Here is a 19188-nt window from a genome sequence, read left to right as displayed (position 1 = left end):
GGAAGGCCAGTCGAACAAGGCGATCGGCGTCTCGATGGGCCTGTCCGCCCTGACCGTCAAGAGCCACCTGGCCCGCATCGCCCGCAAGCTCGGCACCGGCGACCGCGCCGGAATGGTCGCCGTGGCCCTGCGGACCGGCATCATCCACTGACCGCCGCCGACCCCGACCGCTCCCCCACCGACCCCGTCTCCCTCCCCACCTCCCTGGCCTCCGCCACAGTCGGTCTTTCACCGGCCTGACTGGTTTACGACCCCCCGGCGCCCGCCGACGGAACGTTCCGTCGGCGGGCGCCGTCGATCCACCGATACCCTTGACAGGTGACCGACGCCCACGAAACCGCAGCAGACCCTTCACTGCGAACCACCGGAGGCGCTCCTCCGGACGACGCCGGATCTTCTGCGAGTCAGGCGCCGACCCCCTTGCTGGAACCACGCGAGGGCATTCCGCAGGTGATCGCCGACGCGGCCGCCCTCGCCGAGGTGACCGCCGCCTTCGCCGCCGGCCGCGGCCCCGTCGCCGTCGACGCCGAGCGCGCCTCCGGCTACCGCTACGGCCAGCGCGCGTATCTGGTGCAGTTGCGCCGGGAGGGTGCCGGGAGCGCGCTGATCGACCCGGTGGCCTGTCCCGACCTGTCCGCGCTGGGCGCGGCGCTCTCCGACGTGGAGTGGGTGCTGCACGCGGCGACCCAGGACCTGCCGTGCCTGCGCGAAATAGGGATGGTGCCCACCCGCATCTTCGACACCGAGCTGGCCGGCCGGCTCGCCGGGTTCCCGAGGGTCGGCCTCGGCGCGATGGTCGAGAACGTGCTGGGCTTCGTCCTGGAGAAGGGCCACTCGGCCGTCGACTGGTCCACCCGCCCGCTGCCCGAACCGTGGCTGCGCTACGCCGCGCTCGACGTCGAGCTCCTCGTCGACCTGCGCGACGCACTGGAGAAGGAGCTGGACCGGCAGGGCAAGCTGGAGTGGGCCCGGCAGGAGTTCGACGCGATCGCCTCCGCCCCGCCGCCCGAGCCCCGCAAGGACCCGTGGCGCCGTACGTCCGGCATGCACAAGGTGCGCCGGCGCCGGCAGCTCGCCGTCGTGCGGGAGCTGTGGCAGACCAGGGACCGCATCGCGCAGCGCCGCGACGTCTCCCCCGGCAAGGTGCTCGGGGACGCGGCCATCGTCGAGGCGGCGCTCGCGCTCCCGGTCAACGCGCACGCCCTGGCCGCGCTGAACGGGTTCGGACGGGTCAACCGCAGGCAGCTGGAGCAGTGGCAGGTGGCGGTCGACCGGGCCAGGGGCCTGTCCGAGTCGCAGCTGCCGCAGCCCGGTCAGCCGGTGACCGGTCCCCCGCCGCCGCGGGCGTGGGCCGACAAGGACCCGGCCGCCGCGGCCCGGCTCACCGCCGCGCGGGCGGCGGTGACGGCACTGGCCGAGCGGCTGAACATGCCCCAGGAGAACCTGATCACGCCGGACACGGTCCGCCGGGTCTGCTGGGAGCCGCCGGTGCCGGTCGACCCGGAATCCGTGGGCGCGGCCCTCGCCGGACACGGGGCCCGGCCCTGGCAGGTGGAGCAGGTGACGCCCGCGCTGGTGACGGCGCTGACGCAGGACGCGTCGTAGACGGGAGCAGAGCGTTTCGCAGAGCTGAGCGGGGCGTGTCGTGGAGGAGGCGGCGGCGAGATCCGGCCAAGATCCAGGGATGGAGCGGTGACCCGGCGGTGTGACCTTCGCCGCTCCGGCCAGGGGGACTGGGCAGCTACGTTACTCATAAGTAGCATGGACCTGAGCGCGCGCTCAGTACTTGCGTGCCGCAGCAGTGCCATCCCGCACCCTGGAGGAGAGCCATCGTGCCTCGTACCGTCAGGGACGTCGTCTTCGTAGACGGCGTCCGCACCCCGTTCGGCAAGGCGGGCCCGAAGGGCATCTACCACGAGACCCGCGCCGACGACCTGGTCGTGAAGGCGATCCGGGAGCTGCTGCGCCGCAACCCCGGTCTCGACCCCAAGAAGATCGACGAGGTCGCCGTCGCCGCGACCACGCAGATCGGTGACCAGGGCCTGACCATCGGCCGCACCGCCGGCATCCTGGCGGGCCTGCCCACCTCGGTCCCGGGCTACTCGATCGACCGCATGTGCGCGGGCGCCCTGACCGCCGTCACCTCGGTGGCCGGCTCCGTCGCCTTCGGCGCGTACGACGTCGCCGTCGCGGGCGGTGTCGAGCACATGGGCCGCCACCCGATGGGCGAGGGCGTGGACCCGAACCCGCGGTTCGTCAGCGAGAAGCTGGTCGACGAGTCCGCCCTGTTCATGGGCATGACGGCGGAGAACCTGCACGACCGCTACCCGACGATCACCAAGCAGCGCGCCGACGAGTACGCCGTTCGCTCGCAGGAGAAGGCCGCCAAGGCGTACGCCAACGGCAAGATCCAGGCCGACCTGGTGCCGGTCTCGGTGCGCCGCACCAACGAGGAGGCCGGTGAGACGGGCTGGGGCCTGGTCACCGCCGACGAGCCGATGCGTCCGGGCACCACCATGGAGAGCCTGGCGGGCCTGAAGACGCCGTTCCGTGTGCACGGCCGGGTCACCGCGGGCAACGCGGCCGGCCTGAACGACGGCGCCACCGCCTCCCTCATCGCGAGCGAGGACTTCGCCCGCGAGAACAACCTGCCGGTCAAGATGCGCCTCGTCTCGTACTCCTTCGCGGGTGTCGAGCCCGAGGTCATGGGCTACGGCCCGATCCCGGCGACGGAGAAGGCCCTGGCCCAGGCCGGCCTGTCCATCGACGACATCGGCCTGTTCGAGATCAACGAGGCCTTCGCCGTCCAGGTCCTCGCCTTCCTGGAGCACTACGGCATCGCCGACGACGACGCGCGCGTCAACCAGTACGGCGGCGCCATCGCGTTCGGCCACCCGCTGGCCTCGTCGGGCGTCCGTCTGATGACGCAGCTGGCCCGCCAGTTCGAGGAGCAGCCGCACGTCCGCTACGGCCTGACCACCATGTGCGTCGGCTTCGGCATGGGCGCGACGGTCGTCTGGGAGAACCCGCACTTCGAGGGGGACAAGTGAGCACCACCGCAGAGCTTCTGAAGGGTGCGGCCGAGCTGTTCCCCGGCGAGGTCGTCACGAGCGCCCACGTGCGCCACTTCGACCTCCCCCTGGGCGCCGGGCGCTTCGCGCTCATCACCCTGGACAACGGCCACGACCACACCAAGCCGACCACCCTCGGCCCGCAGTCGCTGGCGAACATCGACGCCGCGATCGACCGGGTCGAGAAGGAGGCCGCGGACGGCGAGATCGTCGGCGTCGGTGTCACCGGCAAGCCGTTCATCTTCGCGGTCGGCGCCGACCTCAAGGGCGTCGAGCTGCTGAAGCGGCACGAGGACGCGCTGGCCATCGGCAAGGGCGGCCACGACGTCTTCAAGCGGCTGGCGAAGCTGGCCGTGCCGACCTTCGCGTACTACAACGGTGCCGCGATGGGCGGTGGCGTCGAGATCGGCCTGCACTGCGCGTACCGCACGGTGTCGGCGGCCCTCCCCGCCTTCTCCCTCCCCGAGGTCTTCCTCGGTCTGGTCCCCGGCTGGGGCGGCTGCACGCTGCTGCCGAACCTGATCGGCGCCGACAAGGCCGTCTCGGTCATCATCGAGAACAGCCTGAACCAGAACAGGCAGCTCAAGGGCAAGCAGGTCTACGAACTCGGCATCGCGGACGCGATCTTCGAGGGCGCGGACTTCCTGGAGCAGTCGCTGATCTGGACGGCGTCCGTCCTCAAGGGCGAGATCGCGGTCGAGCGTCCGGCGATCGACCGCGGCGAGGCCTGGGACCAGGCCGTCGCCAAGGGTCGCTTCATCGCCGACTCCAAGGTGCACGGCGCCGCCCCGGCCGCCTACCGCGCCCTGGACATCATCGCCGCCGCCAAGAACGGCGACCTCCAGCAGGGCTACGACGCCGAGGACCAGGCGCTCGCCGACCTGATCATGGGCGGCGAGCTGCGCTCCGGCATCTACGCCTTCAACCTGGTGCAGAAGCGCGGCAAGCGCCCCGCCGGTGCCCCGGACAAGTCGCTGGCCCGCCCGGTCACCAAGGTGGGTGTGGTCGGCGCCGGCCTGATGGCCTCGCAGCTGGCCCTGCTCTTCCTGCGCCGCCTGGAGGTACCGGTCGTCCTGACCGACATCGACCAGGAGCGCGTCGACAAGGGCGTGGGCTACGTCCTCGCCGAGATCGACAAGCTGCTCGGCAAGGGCCGTGTCAACCAGGACAAGGCGAACCGGCTGAAGGGCCTGGTCTCCGGCGTCCTGGACAAGGCCGAGGGCTTCGCGGACGCGGACTTCATCATCGAGGCCGTGTTCGAGGAGATGGGCGTCAAGCAGAAGGTGTTCGCCGAGGTCGAGGCGGTGGCGCCCGCGCACGCGATCCTCGCCACCAACACCTCGTCCCTCTCCGTCTCGGAGATGGCGTCGAAGCTGAAGCACCCCGAGCGGGTCGTCGGCTTCCACTTCTTCAACCCGGTCGCGGTCCTCCCGCTCCTGGAGATCGTCCGCGGCGAGCAGACGGACGACGCCTCGCTGGCCACGGCGTTCGGTGTCGCCAAGAAGCTGAAGAAGACCGCGGTGCTGGTCAAGGACGCCCCGGCGTTCGTGGTCAACCGCATCCTGACCCGCTTCATGGGCGAGATCCAGAACGTCATCGACGAGGGCACCCCGGTCGAGGTCGCGGAGAAGGCGGTGGAGCCGCTCGGCCTGCCGATGTCGCCGCTGGTCCTTCTCGAACTGGTCGGCCCCGCGATCGGCCTGCACGTCTCGGAGACCCTCAACCGGGCCTTCCCGGAGCGCTTCACGGTCTCCCCGAACCTCAAGGCGGTCGTCGAGGCGGGCAAGCGCGGCTTCTACGTCTACGACAGCGGCAAGCCCGAGCTGGACCCCGAGGTCGCCGCGCTCCTCAAGCAGGGCGACTCCGTCCTGACCGAGGAGCAGGTCCGCGACCGCGTCCTGGACGCGGTGGCCCAGGAGATCGGCCTCATGCTCGACGAGGGCGTCGTCGCCGAGGCCCAGGACATCGACCTCTGCCTGATCACCGGCGCCGGCTGGCCCTTCCACCTGGGCGGCATCACGCCGTACCTGGACCGTGAGGGCGTCGCGGAGCGGGTGAACGGGAAGCGGTTCCTGGAGCCGGGCGTGGCGAGCGTGCCCGCGTAGTCTCCGCCCATGTCGTCTCCGGACGGCGGAGAAGGGGCCCCCACCCCGGCCGGTGGGGGCCCTTTCGCGTGCCACGCGGGCAGGTAGGTCAGTAGCCGTACGGCGTCGCACCCGCCGTGGTGTGCGCGACGGCGAAGGGGACCAGGGTGGCGGGTGACTCGTTTCCCGCCGCGTCCACGGCGAACACCTCCACCGTGTGCCGGCCCTCCTGCCACGGCCAGCCGGAGTCCCAGGCCCAGCGTCCGTCGACCGCGACCGGGCTCCCGCCGAGGAGAGTGCCGCCCGCTCGGAACCCCACCTGGGCGGCGCCCTGCGCCAGGCCGGTGAAGCGCACGACCGCCGTCGGGACCTGCTCGTAGGCCCCCGGGGTCTGGACCGCCGGAGCCGGGAGCCGCCCGCCCGTGGGAGCCGCGTCGAAACGCGCCGTCGGCTGGGCCGGGACCGCGGTACCGGCGGCGGCCGCGGCACCGGCCACGGTGGTGAACGGGACCAGGACACCCTTCGTGTGGCCTCCGGCGGCGTCCCAGGCGACGACCTTCACCTGGTGCTTGCCCTTGCTCCAGGGCTTGCTCAGCTTCCAGGACCAGGTGCCGTCCGCGGCCACCGACGGCGAGCCCAGGAACTTGCCGTGCTCCCACAGGCTCACGCGGACGGCACCGGGGGCGATTCCGGTGAAGTACACGCCGTCGGTGGGCAGTTCGGAGTCCGGCACCGGGTGGGTGACCACCGGCAGGGAGAGGGCGGAGGGCTTGTTCCGCGAGGTCTCGGAGAGATACGCCGCGATGGCCGAGGTGTCGCGGTCGGGTTCCTCGTACCCGTTGCGCACCGTGCCGAGCCGCGGGGGCAGCCCGTCGGCGAGCATATTGACGAGGCCCATCAGGAAGGGGACGTTGCGCCGGGTGACCTCGGAGTGCTTGGTGATGTAGGGCGACTCGCTGTAGATGAAGTTGAAGTTGTCGTAGCCCTGGAAGAGCCCGATGAACGGCTCGACCTGCTCCGTGTACTGCTCGTCCTGCGGCGAGGAGAGCAGGTAGATGTTGGCCTGCCGGGCGACGCCCGAGCGCACCAGATCCGGGATGATCGCGTCGAGCGCCCGGACGTTCTGCTCGGGCGCTCCCTCCCCCAGCATGAACCGGGCGGTCTTCGGGTGGACGGTCTTGAGGTAGGTGCCGATGAGGAACTGCGGCACGATCGAGACGATGTTGCCGAACCCGTAGCGCATGCCGAAGTAGAGGGCCGCGCTCCCGCCCTTGGAGCCGCCCCACAGCGTGACGCGGTCCGGGGTCAGGTCGAGGGCGTTCATCACCCTGGAGATGACGCCGATCACGGACTGCTCCAGGGAGAAGTCCATCCCCTCGCACAGGTAGTAGCTCCGCATGCCGTTGAACCGGTCCCGGATCCACAGGATGTTGGCCCGCACCGGGTTGAGGACGCCGTTCGACCAGCCGTAGTCGTCGGTGACGCCGAAGTTGGCGAAGACGACGACGAGATGGCGGTTGCCGCCCTTGGCATGCGTGAAGCGGTACTCGACGGGATAGGCACCGGAGGTGTCGATCCCGTCGATCAGTTCGCGTGCTTGCGACGGTGCTTTGGGCATGTGTGGCTTCCACTCATGAGTTGTTCGACGGCGGTCGCGGTGGTGGTCAGTAGCGCGGCGTGGAGTATTCGGCCGGTGCGGCCGCGGGGGCGACGACGAAGGGGATCTGGACGGGCACGGACTCCGCGCCGTTCGCGTCCACCGCGACGACCTCGACCAGGTGCGGGCCCTGCGGCCACGGGCCGCCGGGTTCCCAGGCCCAGGTCCCGTCCGGCCGGACGCCGTTCGCCCCCAGCAGCGCGCCGCCCGCGTGAAAGCGGACCTCCACCGCGCCGGGGGCGATGCCGCGGAAGCCGACCAGCGTCCCGGGCACCTGCTGATGTGCCGCGGGCAGGGACACGACGGGCGGCCGCACCCCCGCGGCCACGGGCCGCGCCGCCGACGCGGCCGGTCCGGGCCCGCCCGGCGTCTGCGGCGTGCCGTGCCCGGTGCCCGGCGTCGCCGTGAAACGGACCTCCGTCGTCGCCGAGTGGAAGCCCGCCGGGTCCACCGCGAAGACCTTGACGCGGTGCTCCCCCTCGGCCCACGGTTTGGCCGGCGCCCAGGACCAGGTGCCGTCGGCGGCGACCGGCGGCGAGGCCAGGAACTTGCCCTTCTCCCACAGGCTCACCCGTACCGCGCCCGGGGCGGTCCCGGTGAAGGGCGAGCCCGTCCGGGGCAGCTGTCCGCCGGCGGCCGGGACGGTCACCGCCGGGGGCAGGAACGCCGTGCTCTCCTTGACCTTGGCGGTCGAGCCGAGGAAGTCGTCGATGGCCGACGTGTCCCGCTCCGGCTGCTCGTAGCCGTGCCGGGTCAGACCGAGCCGCGGGGTGATCCCCTCGACCAGCAGGTAGGCGATCCCCATCAGGAGCGGCACGTTCCGCAGGGTCACCTGGTTGTGTTCCTTGATGAACGGGGACTCGCTGTGGAGGTAGTTGAAGTTCGGGTAGCGCCGCAGCAGTTCGAGGAAGGGTTCGACCTGGTCCCGGTACTGCTCGTCCTGCGGCGACGACACGAGGTAGATGTTGGCCTCGGGGCTCGCACCCGCTCTCAGCAGGTCGGGCAGGATCGCGTCCAGGACCCGCGCGTTCTCCTCGGGGACACCCTCGCCGAGCATGGAGCGGCCGACCTTGGGATAGACCTCGCGCACGAAGGTGCCGATGCGGAACTGGGGGACGCACGCGACGATGTTCCGGAACCCGTAGCGCAGCCCGAAGTAGAGGGCCGCGCTGGCCCCCTTGGAACTGCCCCAGAGCGTCACGTCGTTCGGCGTCAGGCCGAGGGCCGACACGACCTTGGCGATCAGGTCGATGACGGACCGCTCGACGGAGAAGTCCATCTCCCGGCACAGGTAGTAGGTCAGTCCGCCGTCGAAGCGGTCACGGATCCAGAGGATGTTGGACCGCAGGTCGTCGAGGGTGCCGGTGGACCAGCCGTAGTCGTCCGGTGCCGCCAGGTTGGCGAAGACGACCGTCAGGTGTCGGTTCCCCTTCTTCGCGTGGGTGAAGCGGTACTCGACCGGGTGCGCACCGGACGTGTCGATCCCGGTGATGATCTGGCGCGCCTTCGACGCTGTTCTGGGCATGGGCGGCTTTCCACTCGTGGAGTCGTTGTGATCGGCGGCCGTCGGTACTCAGTACCGCGGCGGTAGGTGACCGGCGGGCACGGACACGTCCACGACCGTGAAGGCGGCCGGGGCGGGCGCGGACTCCACACCGTTCGCGTCCACCGCGACGACCTCGACCAGGTGCGGTCCGGCCGGCCACGGCCAGCCCGGGTCCCAGCCCCAGATCCCGTCCGGCGCGACGGCCGCCGCGCCCAGGAGCACGCCGTTCTCCCGGAAGCCCACCTGCACCGCGCCCGGCGCGGTGCCGTGGAAGGCGACCGACGTCCCCAGTTGCTGCTGCGGGGCCGGCACCGAGACGACCGGCGGGGCGGGCGCGGCCGGGGCCCCGGCGGGCGCGTCCACCACCGTGAAGGGGACCTCGACCCGGCTGGAGTGGAAGCCCGCCTGGTCCACCGCGAAGATCTTGACCAGGTGGTTCCCCGTGGCCCACGGCTTGGCCGGCTGCCAGGACCAGGTGCCGTCGGCCGCGACCTCCGGGGACGCCACGAACTTGCCGTCGCGCCACATGCTCACCCGCACCGCGCCCGGGGCGAGCCCGGCGAAGAAGAGACCGGTGGCGGGAGCCTCGCTGTTGTAGCCCGGGGAAGTGACCACCGGCGGCGCGAACGCGTCGGCGCCCTGGACCTTGGAGGTGGCGGAGAGGTAGGCCTCGATGCCCGACTGGTCGCGGTCGAACTCCTCGGCGGCGTGGCGCACGAACCCCAGGCGGGGTGCGTAGCCGTCGGCCAGCAGGTTCAGCAGGCCGACCAGGGCCGGCACGTTCCGCCGCGTCACCGTGGCGTGGCCGGTGATGGTGGGCGATTCGCTGTACATGAAGTTGAAGTTCTCGTAGCCCTGGAACATGCCGAGGAACGGCTCCACCTGCACGGCGTAGTGCTCGTCCTGCGGCGAGGAGAGCACGTAGATGTTGGCCCCCGGGTTGGCCCGGCTGCGCACCAGGTCCGGCAGGAGCGCGTCCAGTACCCGGGCGTTGTGCGCGGGCGCCCCCTCGCCGAGCATGTAGGCGGAGACCTTCGGGTGCCGCTTCTCCAGGGCGTCGCCGACGAGGAACTGCGGGACGATGGCCACGATGTTCCGGTAGCCGTACCGCAGCCCGAAGTACAGTGCGGCGCTGCCGCCCTTGGAGCCGCCCCACAGGGTGACCTGGTTCGGGGTGAGTCCCAGCGAGCGCATGACGTTCGAGATGAGGGTCTGCACCGAGTCCGCCAGACCGAAGTCCATGTTCCGGCACAGGTAGTAGGCGTTCATCCCGTCGAACCGGTCGCGGATCCACAGGATGTTGGCGCGCACGTTGTCGAAGACGCCGTTGGACCAGCCGTAGTCCTCGGGCGCCGAGAAGTTGGCGAACACGACGACGAGGTGGCGGTTGCCGCTCTTGGCGTGGGAGAACCGGTACTCGACCGGGAACGCCCCCGAAGCCTCGATCCCGTTGAACAGCTGTCGCCCGCTCGAGGGTGCTTTGGACATGTACGGAACTCCAGTTTCGGGGACAGATCGTCGGATTGGCTCCGAATCATCTGATCGGACATGATGTCGGGATGCCTCTCACGGCCCCCACGCTTCCGCCCGGGCTTCGCCGGCGTCGCGGACTGATCGCCCTGGTCTCGGTACTCGCCGTGTCGGCCGTACTCGCCGCCGTGCTGGTGCGGTCCGCCACGGACACGGCGCGGTCGCCGGCCCCCGGGCGCTCGCTGACGGTGGCGACCTGGAACATGTGCGGCGTCCCGCAGTGGGGCTGCGCGGACACCGGAAGCGCCCCGGCCAAGCGGCTGGCGGTGCAGCGGCTGGCCGACGCGGGGGCCGACGTGGTGCTGCTCCAGGAGGCCTGCGCCGCGCACGCCGAGTCGGTGCGCGAGGCGCTCGGCGGTTCCTGGGAGCTGTCCTTCCGGCCCTACACCTGGCGGGACCGCGACGGGCGCGGCGGAACGATCGACTGTGCCGGACCCGGCCGGGGTACGGCCGGGCTCGCCGTTCTGTCGGCCCACCCGCTGTCCTCGGTACGGCTGGTGCCCACGCGCCAGCCCGAGGTCGGACTGCGGCGGGGCGTCCTGTGCGCGACCGTCGCCGCCTTCGACGTCCGGGTGTGCAACGCCCATCTGAGTCTGCCCGGCAGCGACCGGGCGCACCCCGAGTGGGAGTACCGCGACGACCAGTTGAGGGCGCTGGTCGCCGAGTTGCCCGGCCGGGGCACCGTGTTCGGCGGCGACTTCAACCTGAATCCGCCGGGTTCCGGCAACCGTTCCGGCTGGGTGTGGCCGTCCGCCGCCTACGGCGCCTTCCGGGAGTGCGACCAGGCTTCCGGCACCGACCGGTCGGGCCGTGCGACCCACGAGTCCGGGCACAAACTCGACTACCTCTTCACCGGGCTGCCCCGGTCGTCCTGCACGGTGCGCGACACCGGGGTCTCCGACCACCGGGCGCTGCTGATGCGGGTGGACGTCGGCTGAGCCCACGCCGAAAGGGCGCCCGGCGCCCCCACCGCGGACGGGGGGCAGGCCGGCCGCCGACGGGGCGGACGACGGTGCGGTCATGGGGCGCCGGAGCCTTCCGGCGCGCCCGCCCCGGCGCCGCCGCCCGGGCGGGCCGTCGGCGTCATACGATCGCGCCTTCGTAGGTCCGGCTTTGGGCGGCCGGCGCCTGCTCGAACGTTTCGGCGGGCCCTTCGGAGGCGGCGGACATGGGCTGCGGCAGGTGCTGGTGCGACTGCTGCTGCGGGTACGACTGCTGCGGCGTGCCGGCGTGCGCCGGACCGGGCTGTGCGGGCACCGCTCCGACCTGCCGCGCGGCGGCGGGCCCGGGTTGCGCCGCCCGGCGCGGTGCGGTGAACCAGTTCCCCGCACTCCCCTGGACCGGTGTCATGGCCCGCTCCGTCTGGCGGGTGTCGACGGTCCCGACGGCCGGTGCGCGCCCCTGTCCGGGCGCGAGGTCGCCGCCCGCCACCAGCATCCGGTCGGCGAGCCGCGCGGAGGCGTACCCGTCGTCCAGGTCGCAGAACTCGCGCTGGAACCAGCGGTACCGCTCGGCATAGGCGTCCTGGACCCGGTCGATCTGCTCGACGGCCGAAACCAGGTCCTCGGAGGTGTCCAGGAGGGGACCCGGGGCGCTGCTCGCGAAGTCGAAGTAGAAACCGCGCAGGGTGTCGCGGTAGTGGTCCAGGTCGTAGGTGAAGAAGAGGATCGGGCGCCCGGTGTTGACGTAGTCGAACATCAGGGACGAGTAGTCCGTGATCATCACGTCGGTGATCAGGGAGAGGTCGGCCATGTCCGGGTAGTCGGAGACGTCGAAGACGAATCCGTCGCCCGCGCCCGGCACCGGGTCCACGACGTTGGGGTGGCGGCGGACCAGGAGTACGTGCTCGGCGCCCAGCCTGGCGCGGGCGTCCTCGAGGTCGATGCGGAAGTCCAGCTTGTACTTGCCGGGCGCGTAGTACTGGTCGTCGCGCCACGTGGGGGCGTACATCACGACCCGCTTGCCCTCGGGCAGGCCGATCCGGTGCCGGATCTCGCGCTCCCGCTGCTCCGTGCCGGGCAGGCGCAGGATGTCGTTGCGCGGGTAGCCGGACTCCACCATCTCGCCCGGGAAGCCGAAGGCGCGCTGGAGTATCGGGGTGGAGAAGCTGTTGGGCGAGACCAGCATGTCCCAGTTCTGCACCTCCTTCTCGACCCGTTCCAGGTAGCGCTGGTCGGCGAAGTGGATGGACTCGATGTCATGGCCGATCTTCTTCAGCGGGGTGCCGTGCCAGGTCTGGACGACGGTCTGGCCGTCCCGCTTCTGGAACCAGTCCGGGAGGTGGTTGTTGGCGACCACGTACCGGCTGGTGGCGAGGGCCTCGTACCACTCGGGCGACCACATGCGGATCGGGATCGCGGTGGGCGGCACCTCCACCTGGTCGTCGCGGACCACCCACAGCTGTTCGAGGTCGGTACCGCGCCGGAGCAGTTCCTCGTGCAGCGCCCGGGGGCTGTCCGAGTACTGGGTGCCCTTGAAGGCGTCGAAGAGGACGGCGGGGCGCACCCGCTGCCGGCGGGCCGCCGGGTACGCCTTGGTGCGCAGCAGCTTCTGGCGGTACGGGCCGCGGGCGTGGTCGGGCATGGCCGAGTGGACCAGCAGGGACAACCGGTCGTACGCCTCGGCCTGGAGGTCGTAGCGCCGCTCGTTCTCCTCGTGTTCCTCGGGGAGGGCACCGATGAGGTCCTGCTCGGTCTTCACCATCAGGTCCTCGAGGCGGTCCTCGCGGGCCACCGCCGAGAGGTCCTGCCGGCGCAGGAAGAAGTCCCAGCGGCCGGCCGCGAGCGGGATGTCCCCGGCCAGCGTCCGCATGGCGGCCGGGCTGAGCAGGCACCGGAACTCGTTGCCGTTCCACTCGATCCGGACCTCGCGCTCGGCGCCGTGCGCCCGTGAGCGGACCACCAGGTGCGCGTCCTGGTACTCCCTCGGCGAGAGCCGGTCCGCTGCCAGGTACCGGCCGTGGATCTCCAGCGACCCGTCCTCGCGCCAGGCGAACGCCGTCGCCGTGGGCAGGGTGGCCCGCTCGAAGAGCACCAGGTAGCCCGAGCCGTTGCGGTGGACGACGACCTCCCGGTCGCCCTCGCGGGTCTGCAGCGAGGCGGGCATGCGGTAGTGCCCGTCCGGGGTCTCCTCGGCCATGACGGGATAGATGGCCGTCTTGCGGCCCTCCACATGGAGGGTCGTCTTCCAGCCGTTGCTGCCCATGCTCCAGGACTGCGGGATGTCCGTGTCGGCCTGGGCGTCGGCCCGGAAGGCCGGCACCAACGAGCGCAGCGGCAGCCGGGCCGCGAAGGTGCACCAGCCCTCGCCGCCCGGGGTGAAGTACACCCGCCCGTCGTGCTGGCCCGAGCCGCTCAGGCTGGTGACGCGCAGCTTGCCCCACTCGGGCACCTTCGGACCCAGGTACACCCCGCGCAGCTCCAGTTGGTCCCCGACCACGCGGTGGCCGGTGATCCGGCAGCGCACGACCTCCACCCGCAGCTTCAGCTTGCCCTGGAGGAAGACCGGGAGGATGCGGGTGTTCTTGTCGACGTACCGGTACGGGGGGTTGGCGGCGGTGCCGGCGCCGCCCCGGTCGATGCCGCGGTAGCGGAACAGCCCCCGGCTGAGGACGCCGGCGGCCACGTCCCAGGTGCCCTCGGCCCACTGGCCCTTGCGCTTGAGACGGGTCGTGTCGATGCGGGCCTCGAAGCCGGCCCAGTCGTAGCAGTAACGATTCTGGTTGGAGGACTCGGTGGCCTGCGGCGCGTAGGTGGTCTTCGCCGTGGTGATCACCATGCGGCTCTGCTTCTTGTTCCGCAGGGCGATCGCCTTCACCGACATGTGCCGTTTGTGCACGTTGATGTAGCGCACGTACGCGGTCCCGGTGAGGGTGAGCAGATGGCCGTTGGTGCTCCAGCGGGCTCCGCTGAGCGAACCGTGCAGGGAGAGTTCCTTGTCGAGCCGGAACGCCTTCTTGTCGAGGCCGACCCCGCGGTCACCGAGGTAGGGGTACTTCAGATAGCGGTGGAAGCGCCGCTGGACCGGCATCGGGCCGCCCCGGCGCTCGAACTCGATGACCTCCATGAGTTCGGGCAGTCGCCACTCGCGTACCAGGAGCCACTTGACCCGGGCGTCGGCGGGCAGTTCGTCGATGATGGTGAGGTCGGACTCGTCGAGGAACTCGTTGGCCCACCGCATGAACGACTGCCGGTACTCCTCGTCCGCGTCCGGCAGCACCTTGAGGTGCAGCATCAGGTCGGACTTCAGGCAGGCGAGGTCGTACTTGCGCTTGCTCTCCTCGTACTGCCGCGAGCGCCGCTCCGCCAGGAAACGGCTGACCGACTGCACCGCCGCGACCCGGTCGCGCAGGTTGGACAGCTCGGTGTGGCGCTGGGTGATCGACGGCGCGGCCCCGCCCTCGCGACGGCGCCAGAAGTAGACGATGTCGGTGATGACGTCGACCTTGGCGGCGCGGAAGTGGGCGTACATGTTGACCCAGGAGTCCTCGTACATGACGCCCTCGGGGAACGCGATGTAGTGGTAGTCCCAGAAGGAGCGCCGGAACATCTTGTTCCAGACGGTCCGGTCGTAGATCAGCGCCTCGAACCGGGTGATGTGCGTACCGCGCCGGTTCTTCTGCATCGGGCCCTTGTGCAGCGGCGACTGCCACTTCTTGGTGGAGTTCATCATCTGCACGTTGCCGGAGACGAAGTCCGAGTCGGACCCGTCCAGGGTGCGGACCAGCAGTCCGTAGGCGTACTCGGGGATGACGTCGTCACCGTCGACGAAGGCCAGGAACTCGCCCTGGGGGTGCATGGCGCGCAGCCCGGTGTTGCGCGCGTGTCCCGGGCCGTGCGGCTCCTGGCGGATCATCCGGAAGCGCGGGTCGGCGGCACAGAAGTCGGCGGCGATCCGCGAGGAGCCGTCGGTGGAGCCGTCGTCGACGAGGATCACCTCGAAGTCGCGGAACGACTGGCGCGCGATCGACTCCAGGCATTCGGCGAGATAGACCTCGACGTCCTGAAAGGGCACGACAATGCTCAGACGCGGGTGATCCACCAACTCGTACTCCTACCAAGACATTTCGCCCAGCGGGCCACCAACAGTCCGTACTGGACGCCCCACCCCTACCTGGTGCACCCGCGGCCCCCTCAACCGCCTCGGCTTTCACCGGCACCCCCTGGCCGTCGGCGAAGCCCCCCTCGCCACACGATCACAGGCCCGCCATATCTTATGCCACCCTTAAGGTTGGTCAAGGCCAGTTAATGTGGCGTCCATCGCTGTAACGCGCTAAGGTCTCCGGTTCGTAAATTCCCTATGCGGAGGCGCATATAGTTCTCGCACCGACATGACCGCATAGTGGACCGGCTTCCCCCCACCCGGGCCCTGCGACTCCGCCGCGCGGAGCCCGTGAGGAGAGGAACCGAACACCATGAGCCACAGCGCCACCACGGAGCCTCGGCGTGCGCGCCGGGCCGCGCCAGGCGGCGGTCGCCGCGCGCCACGCCGCCGCAGGCGCTGGGGGCGGATCGTCCTGCTGTCCCTCGTCGTCCTCCTGCTCGCCGCCGGCGGCACCGGCTACTGGCTCTACAGCGGCCTGAACGGAAACATCGACGGGGTGGACCTGAACAAGGCCCTCGGCGAGGACCGCCCCGAGAAGCTGCCGACCTCGGGCCAGAACCTGCTGGTCCTCGGATCGGACTCACGCACCGGCGCCAACGCCTCGCTCGGCACCGGCAAGGTCTCCGGCGCCCGTTCGGACACCGCCCTGGTGGTGCACATACCCGAGGGCCGCAAGCAGGCCGTCGCCGTGAGCATCCCGCGCGACACCCTCGTCACCCGCCCGGAGTGCGCCAAGTCCGACGGCTCCTCCGTACCGGAGAAGAAGCGCGTGATGTTCAACTCCGTGTACGCGCTGGCGGGACCGGCCTGTGTGGTCAAGACCGTGGAGAAGATGTCCGGCGTCCGCATGGACCACTACGTGGAGATCGACTTCGCCGGCTTCAAGGGACTGGTCGACGCCATCGGCGGCGTGCCCGTCACCATCGACGAGCCCATCCAGGACAAGGCCAGCGGCCTGGACCTGAGCGCCGGCACCCACACCCTGGACGGCGCCGAGTCCCTGGCCTTCGTGCGCACCCGGCACGGGGTGGGTGACGGCAGCGACCTGGGCCGCATCGGGCTCCAGCAGCAGTTCCTGATCGCGCTGCTGAGCGAGGTCAAGAAGCAGGACCTGCTGGGCAGCCCCACCAAGACGTACAAGATCGCCGACACGCTGACCTCGGCGCTCACCACCGACTCCGAACTGGCCTCGCTGACCAGCCTGGCCGACTTCGCGCGCAGCATGAACGGGGTCGACCCCGCGACCATGGAAACGATCATGCTGCCGGTGGCGTACGACAAGATCGACCGGAACCGGGTCGTCGCCGCCGAGCCCCAGGCGACCGACCTGTGGGAGGCCGTCCGCTCGGACTCCGAGATTCCCGAGTCCGCGAAGAAGTCGCCCGCGACGGGCGGCTGACCTCCGGCGCCACGGCGCCGGCCGCTCAGCGCCCGAGGGTGTGCCACCGGGTGAAGGAGAGGCCGGCGCCGTCGTCCTGACGGGCGGTTTTCGGCGCGCCGTCGGGTCCGATCACCGCCAGCACCACCCGCCCGCGGCCGTCCCGGGCGAGAGCGGGTACCCCCTGGCAGGACTCGGCCAGGGCGTACCACCAGAACCCCCCGGCCTCGTTCTCGGTGCCGCCCATGCCGAGCACCACGGAGCCGTCCCGGTCCCGGTGTGCGAGCACCACGCAGTCGTAGCCGTCCACCGCCGTGCGCAGCGACGCGTACCCCTGCCCGGCCGGCGATCCACCCAGCGCGGCGGGCCAGTCCCCGTCCCGCCAGGCGGCCGCGCCGCCGCTCTCGGCATCGGTCCAGAAGAACGTGGCACGCTCCGGCCCCGTCTCCACCGCGGTGACCGTCCCCGGCACCGGACGCAGGGCGAAGCCGCGGGGGCCGGTGAAGTCCCCGCCGGGCGCCGCCTGGCGCCAGACGAGGACGCCCGACGCCGCCGCGGCGCAGACCTCCAGCCGTCCCCCGGCGAGGGCGACCGGCGCGGGCAGGGCGTCGGACTCGCCGCCCCGCAGGTCCTCCCAGGCCCGCCACTTGCCGTTCGGGGACTCGCGACGCAGTGACAGACCACCGTGCGCGTTCCGGACGAAGACGTGCACCGTGCCGTCGGCCGCGACGGCTCCGACCGGTGGCCCCAGTTCCCGGGCCTGCTCACGGTCGCGGTGCGGATTGCCGAGCGAACGCCATTCGGTGAAGGCCAGTCCCGTCTGGTACTGGATCGCGTGCACGACGTCCACGCCGAGCCCTCCGTCGGCGCGCTCGCGCTCCCTGCGGCCGAGGAAGTGGACGTAGGTGTCCGCTCCCTGCACCACCGTCAGATGGGTCAGTCCCGCCACGGGCACGAAGTGCGGCCCGCTCCAGTCGGGGCCGCCCACGGCGGTCTCCGTCCAGCGCACCAGACCGCCGTCGGCGGGCACGTAGAGGCTGAGCCGGCCGTCCTTGCCGAGGGTGAGCCAGTCGCCGTGCGCCGGTCCGGAAGCACCGCCCCGGCCCCCCGCCTCGGTGCCGGGCCCGACCTGGCGGGCGGCGCCGACGGGCTCTGCCGACCTTCTCCGCATGGCCTGCTGCACCTTCCTGAAGCCCGCCGTGTCACGGACAGGGACCCTCGAACGCGGAACATCATATGCCGTTCGCTCACCAGTTCCCCATGGCTCGGCCACCGGGCCGTCGAGGGCCCGTCAGACGGTTTGCCAGGGGCCGAGCGCGAGGCCCGGTTCGTCCTTGCGGCGGGTGAGGCGGAGCTGTCCGGTGAACGGGGAGAGCGTCGCCGCCACCAGCCGGCCGTCGGCGTCCAGCGCCAGCGAGACCACCGCGTCGGCCGGCAGCTCCGGACCCGACTCCGTCCACGCGGCGCCGAGCGCCTCCTGCTGCGAGGGGTAGGCGGCGAAGGCGACCCGGCCGCTCGTCGAACGCTGGGCGAGCAGAGTGCAGTCGTGACCGTCGATGACGCAGCGGACGGCGGAGACGGGGCCGGGCCCTGCCGCGGTCACCAGCGGCATCGGCTTCTCGCCGGGGCGCCAGGCGCACAGTTCACCGGTGTCGTCGTCGGTGAAGAGGACGGTGGTGCACTCCTCGGAGGTCGCCAGCGCGCGCAGGGTGCCCGGACGGACCGCAGCGTCGACGCCCTCCCCCAGTACCGGCCGCGCGCCCGGCTGCTCCTGCCGCCAGTGCCGGATACCGCCGGTGACGGCCGCGTAGAGCTCGACCCTGCCGGACTCCCCCGTCACGGCCGCGGGCGCCTCCTGGACGCCGCGCCCCTTCAGGTCCCGCCACGGCTCCCAGCCGCCCTTCTCCTTCTGGGCCACCATGCTCATGCCGCCGCCCCCGTTGCGGACGAAGACATGGGCGCGTCCCTGCGCGTCGACCGCGACGGCCGGTGTTCCGGTGCGGTCGCCCTGCTTGTTGGGGTGGCCGGCCGGCTGCCAGTCCAGGGGCGCGAGCAGCGGCCGGAAGTGCGTGGTGTGCACGAGGTCGGACCGGTCGGTCCCGACGGGCCGCCAGGCGACCAGATGGGCATAGCCGTCGGGGCCCCGGCCGACCGCGAGGCCGGGGTGCAGTTCCTGGTCGCCGCCGAGCCTGCGCGGCGCCTCCCAGGGTCCGGCGGGCGCGCGTTCGGCACGCCACAGGGCGGCACCGTCCGACGGGAGGTAGACACTGAGGCGGCCGTCGCGGCCGAGAAGAAGCCAGTCGCCGTTCACCGCTTCACTCTAAGCGGGGCCGCCGGGTCCGCGTCGATCGGGTACGGCCTGCGCGAGAGTGCCGTGCGACCCTGACGGCATGGACGACAACGGCTTGGACGACGACGCTCCCCTGCTCGTGATCGTCGACGCCGCGAACGTCGTCGGGTCGGTGCCCGACGGGTGGTGGCACGACCGGCGCGGGGCGGCGGAGCGGTTGCGGGACCGGCTGGCGGCGGACGGAGTGCCGGGGCGGGCCGGGCCGGTGGAGGTCGTCCTCGTCGTCGAGGGCGCGGCCCGCGGGGTGGACTCCGTGCCCGGCGTACGGGTGGAGTCGGCGCCCGGCAGCGGGGACGACCACATGGTCGGCCTGGTCGCCCGGGCCGCCGGTGGGCGTCCGGTCCTGGTCGTGACGGCCGACCGGGAACTGCGCCGCCGGGTGACCGGACTGGGCGCGGAGGTGGCGGGGCCGCGGACGGTCCGGCCCGCGTGACGGCGCCCCCACCGGCGTACGCACGCGGACCGGCCC

13 protein-coding genes are annotated in these 19188 nt (G+C 71.6%); 7 read left to right on the top strand and 6 right to left on the bottom strand.

Annotated elements, in window-relative coordinates; all coding sequences use genetic code 11:
• The 4 genes from EBH09_RS28225 to EBH09_RS28210 form a co-directional block, all read left to right on the top strand.
• Positions 1-151: helix-turn-helix transcriptional regulator (locus EBH09_RS28225; RefSeq protein WP_193776576.1), on the top strand; the 151-nt coding region annotated here is incomplete at its 5' end.
• 167 nt (positions 152-318) lie between these two features.
• Positions 319-1605 carry a ribonuclease D gene (locus EBH09_RS28220; RefSeq protein ID WP_193776575.1) on the top strand — a complete coding sequence of 429 codons (1287 nt, stop codon included), beginning with the start codon at positions 319-321 and terminating at the stop codon, positions 1603-1605.
• A gap of 227 nt (positions 1606-1832) precedes the next feature.
• Positions 1833-3050 carry an acetyl-CoA C-acyltransferase gene (locus tag EBH09_RS28215; RefSeq protein ID WP_121749756.1) on the top strand — a complete coding sequence of 406 codons (1218 nt, stop codon included), beginning with the start codon at positions 1833-1835 and terminating at the stop codon, positions 3048-3050.
• Positions 3047-5176 (top strand): 3-hydroxyacyl-CoA dehydrogenase NAD-binding domain-containing protein, encoded by a 2130-nt coding sequence (locus tag EBH09_RS28210; protein WP_121749755.1) that lies wholly within the window; start codon positions 3047-3049, stop codon positions 5174-5176. The genes EBH09_RS28215 and EBH09_RS28210 overlap by 4 nt, the downstream gene beginning before the upstream one ends.
• A gap of 88 nt (positions 5177-5264) precedes the next feature.
• Here the strand turns inward: EBH09_RS28210 and EBH09_RS28205 are convergent, their stop codons facing one another.
• The 3 genes from EBH09_RS28205 to EBH09_RS28195 are packed head-to-tail and all read right to left on the bottom strand — an operon-like array spanning position 5265 to position 9846.
• The gene (locus EBH09_RS28205) at positions 5265-6773 is read right to left on the bottom strand and encodes a hypothetical protein (protein ID WP_121749754.1); all 1509 of its coding nucleotides are present in this window, start codon (positions 6771-6773) and stop codon (positions 5265-5267) included.
• A gap of 46 nt (positions 6774-6819) precedes the next feature.
• Entirely contained in the window at positions 6820-8337 is a 1518-nt protein-coding gene (locus tag EBH09_RS28200) for a hypothetical protein (protein WP_121749753.1), read from the bottom strand.
• Between the two features lie 48 nt (positions 8338-8385).
• A complete protein-coding gene (locus EBH09_RS28195) occupies positions 8386-9846 on the bottom strand; it encodes a hypothetical protein (RefSeq protein ID WP_121749752.1) in 1461 nt (486 codons plus the stop codon).
• A 71-nt stretch (positions 9847-9917) separates the two neighbouring features.
• On the opposite strand from EBH09_RS28195, the gene EBH09_RS28190 reads away from it, so the two are divergent.
• Positions 9918-10826 carry an endonuclease/exonuclease/phosphatase family protein gene (locus EBH09_RS28190; RefSeq protein WP_121749751.1) on the top strand — a complete coding sequence of 303 codons (909 nt, stop codon included), beginning with the start codon at positions 9918-9920 and terminating at the stop codon, positions 10824-10826.
• Between the two features lie 145 nt (positions 10827-10971).
• On the opposite strand, the gene EBH09_RS28185 is transcribed toward EBH09_RS28190, so the two are convergent.
• A complete protein-coding gene (locus EBH09_RS28185; RefSeq protein ID WP_238697460.1) occupies positions 10972-14928 on the bottom strand; it encodes a bifunctional glycosyltransferase family 2 protein/CDP-glycerol:glycerophosphate glycerophosphotransferase in 3957 nt (1318 codons plus the stop codon).
• 373 nt (positions 14929-15301) lie between these two features.
• Between EBH09_RS28185 and EBH09_RS28180 the strand changes: the two genes are divergently transcribed.
• A complete protein-coding gene (locus EBH09_RS28180; protein WP_121749750.1) occupies positions 15302-16390 on the top strand; it encodes an LCP family protein in 1089 nt (362 codons plus the stop codon).
• Between the two features lie 25 nt (positions 16391-16415).
• On the opposite strand, the gene EBH09_RS28175 is transcribed toward EBH09_RS28180, so the two are convergent.
• Entirely contained in the window at positions 16416-17540 is a 1125-nt protein-coding gene (locus EBH09_RS28175) for a hypothetical protein (protein ID WP_121749749.1), read from the bottom strand.
• A 120-nt stretch (positions 17541-17660) separates the two neighbouring features.
• Positions 17661-18680: a hypothetical protein gene (locus tag EBH09_RS28170; protein ID WP_121749748.1), complete on the bottom strand. Its 1020-nt coding sequence runs from the start codon at positions 18678-18680 to the stop codon at positions 17661-17663.
• 79 nt (positions 18681-18759) lie between these two features.
• On the opposite strand from EBH09_RS28170, the gene EBH09_RS28165 reads away from it, so the two are divergent.
• Positions 18760-19152 (top strand): NTP pyrophosphohydrolase, encoded by a 393-nt coding sequence (locus EBH09_RS28165; protein ID WP_193776574.1) that lies wholly within the window; start codon positions 18760-18762, stop codon positions 19150-19152.
• Positions 19153-19188: the final 36 nt, after the last annotated feature.

It is taken from the genome of Streptomyces sp. E2N166 (genome assembly GCF_003671715.1).
Classification (GTDB): Bacteria; Actinomycetota; Actinomycetes; order Streptomycetales; family Streptomycetaceae; genus Streptomyces; species Streptomyces thinghirensis.
The sequence above is the reverse complement of the archived record's forward strand: the minus strand, read 5'-3'. Positions and strand labels throughout refer to the sequence as shown.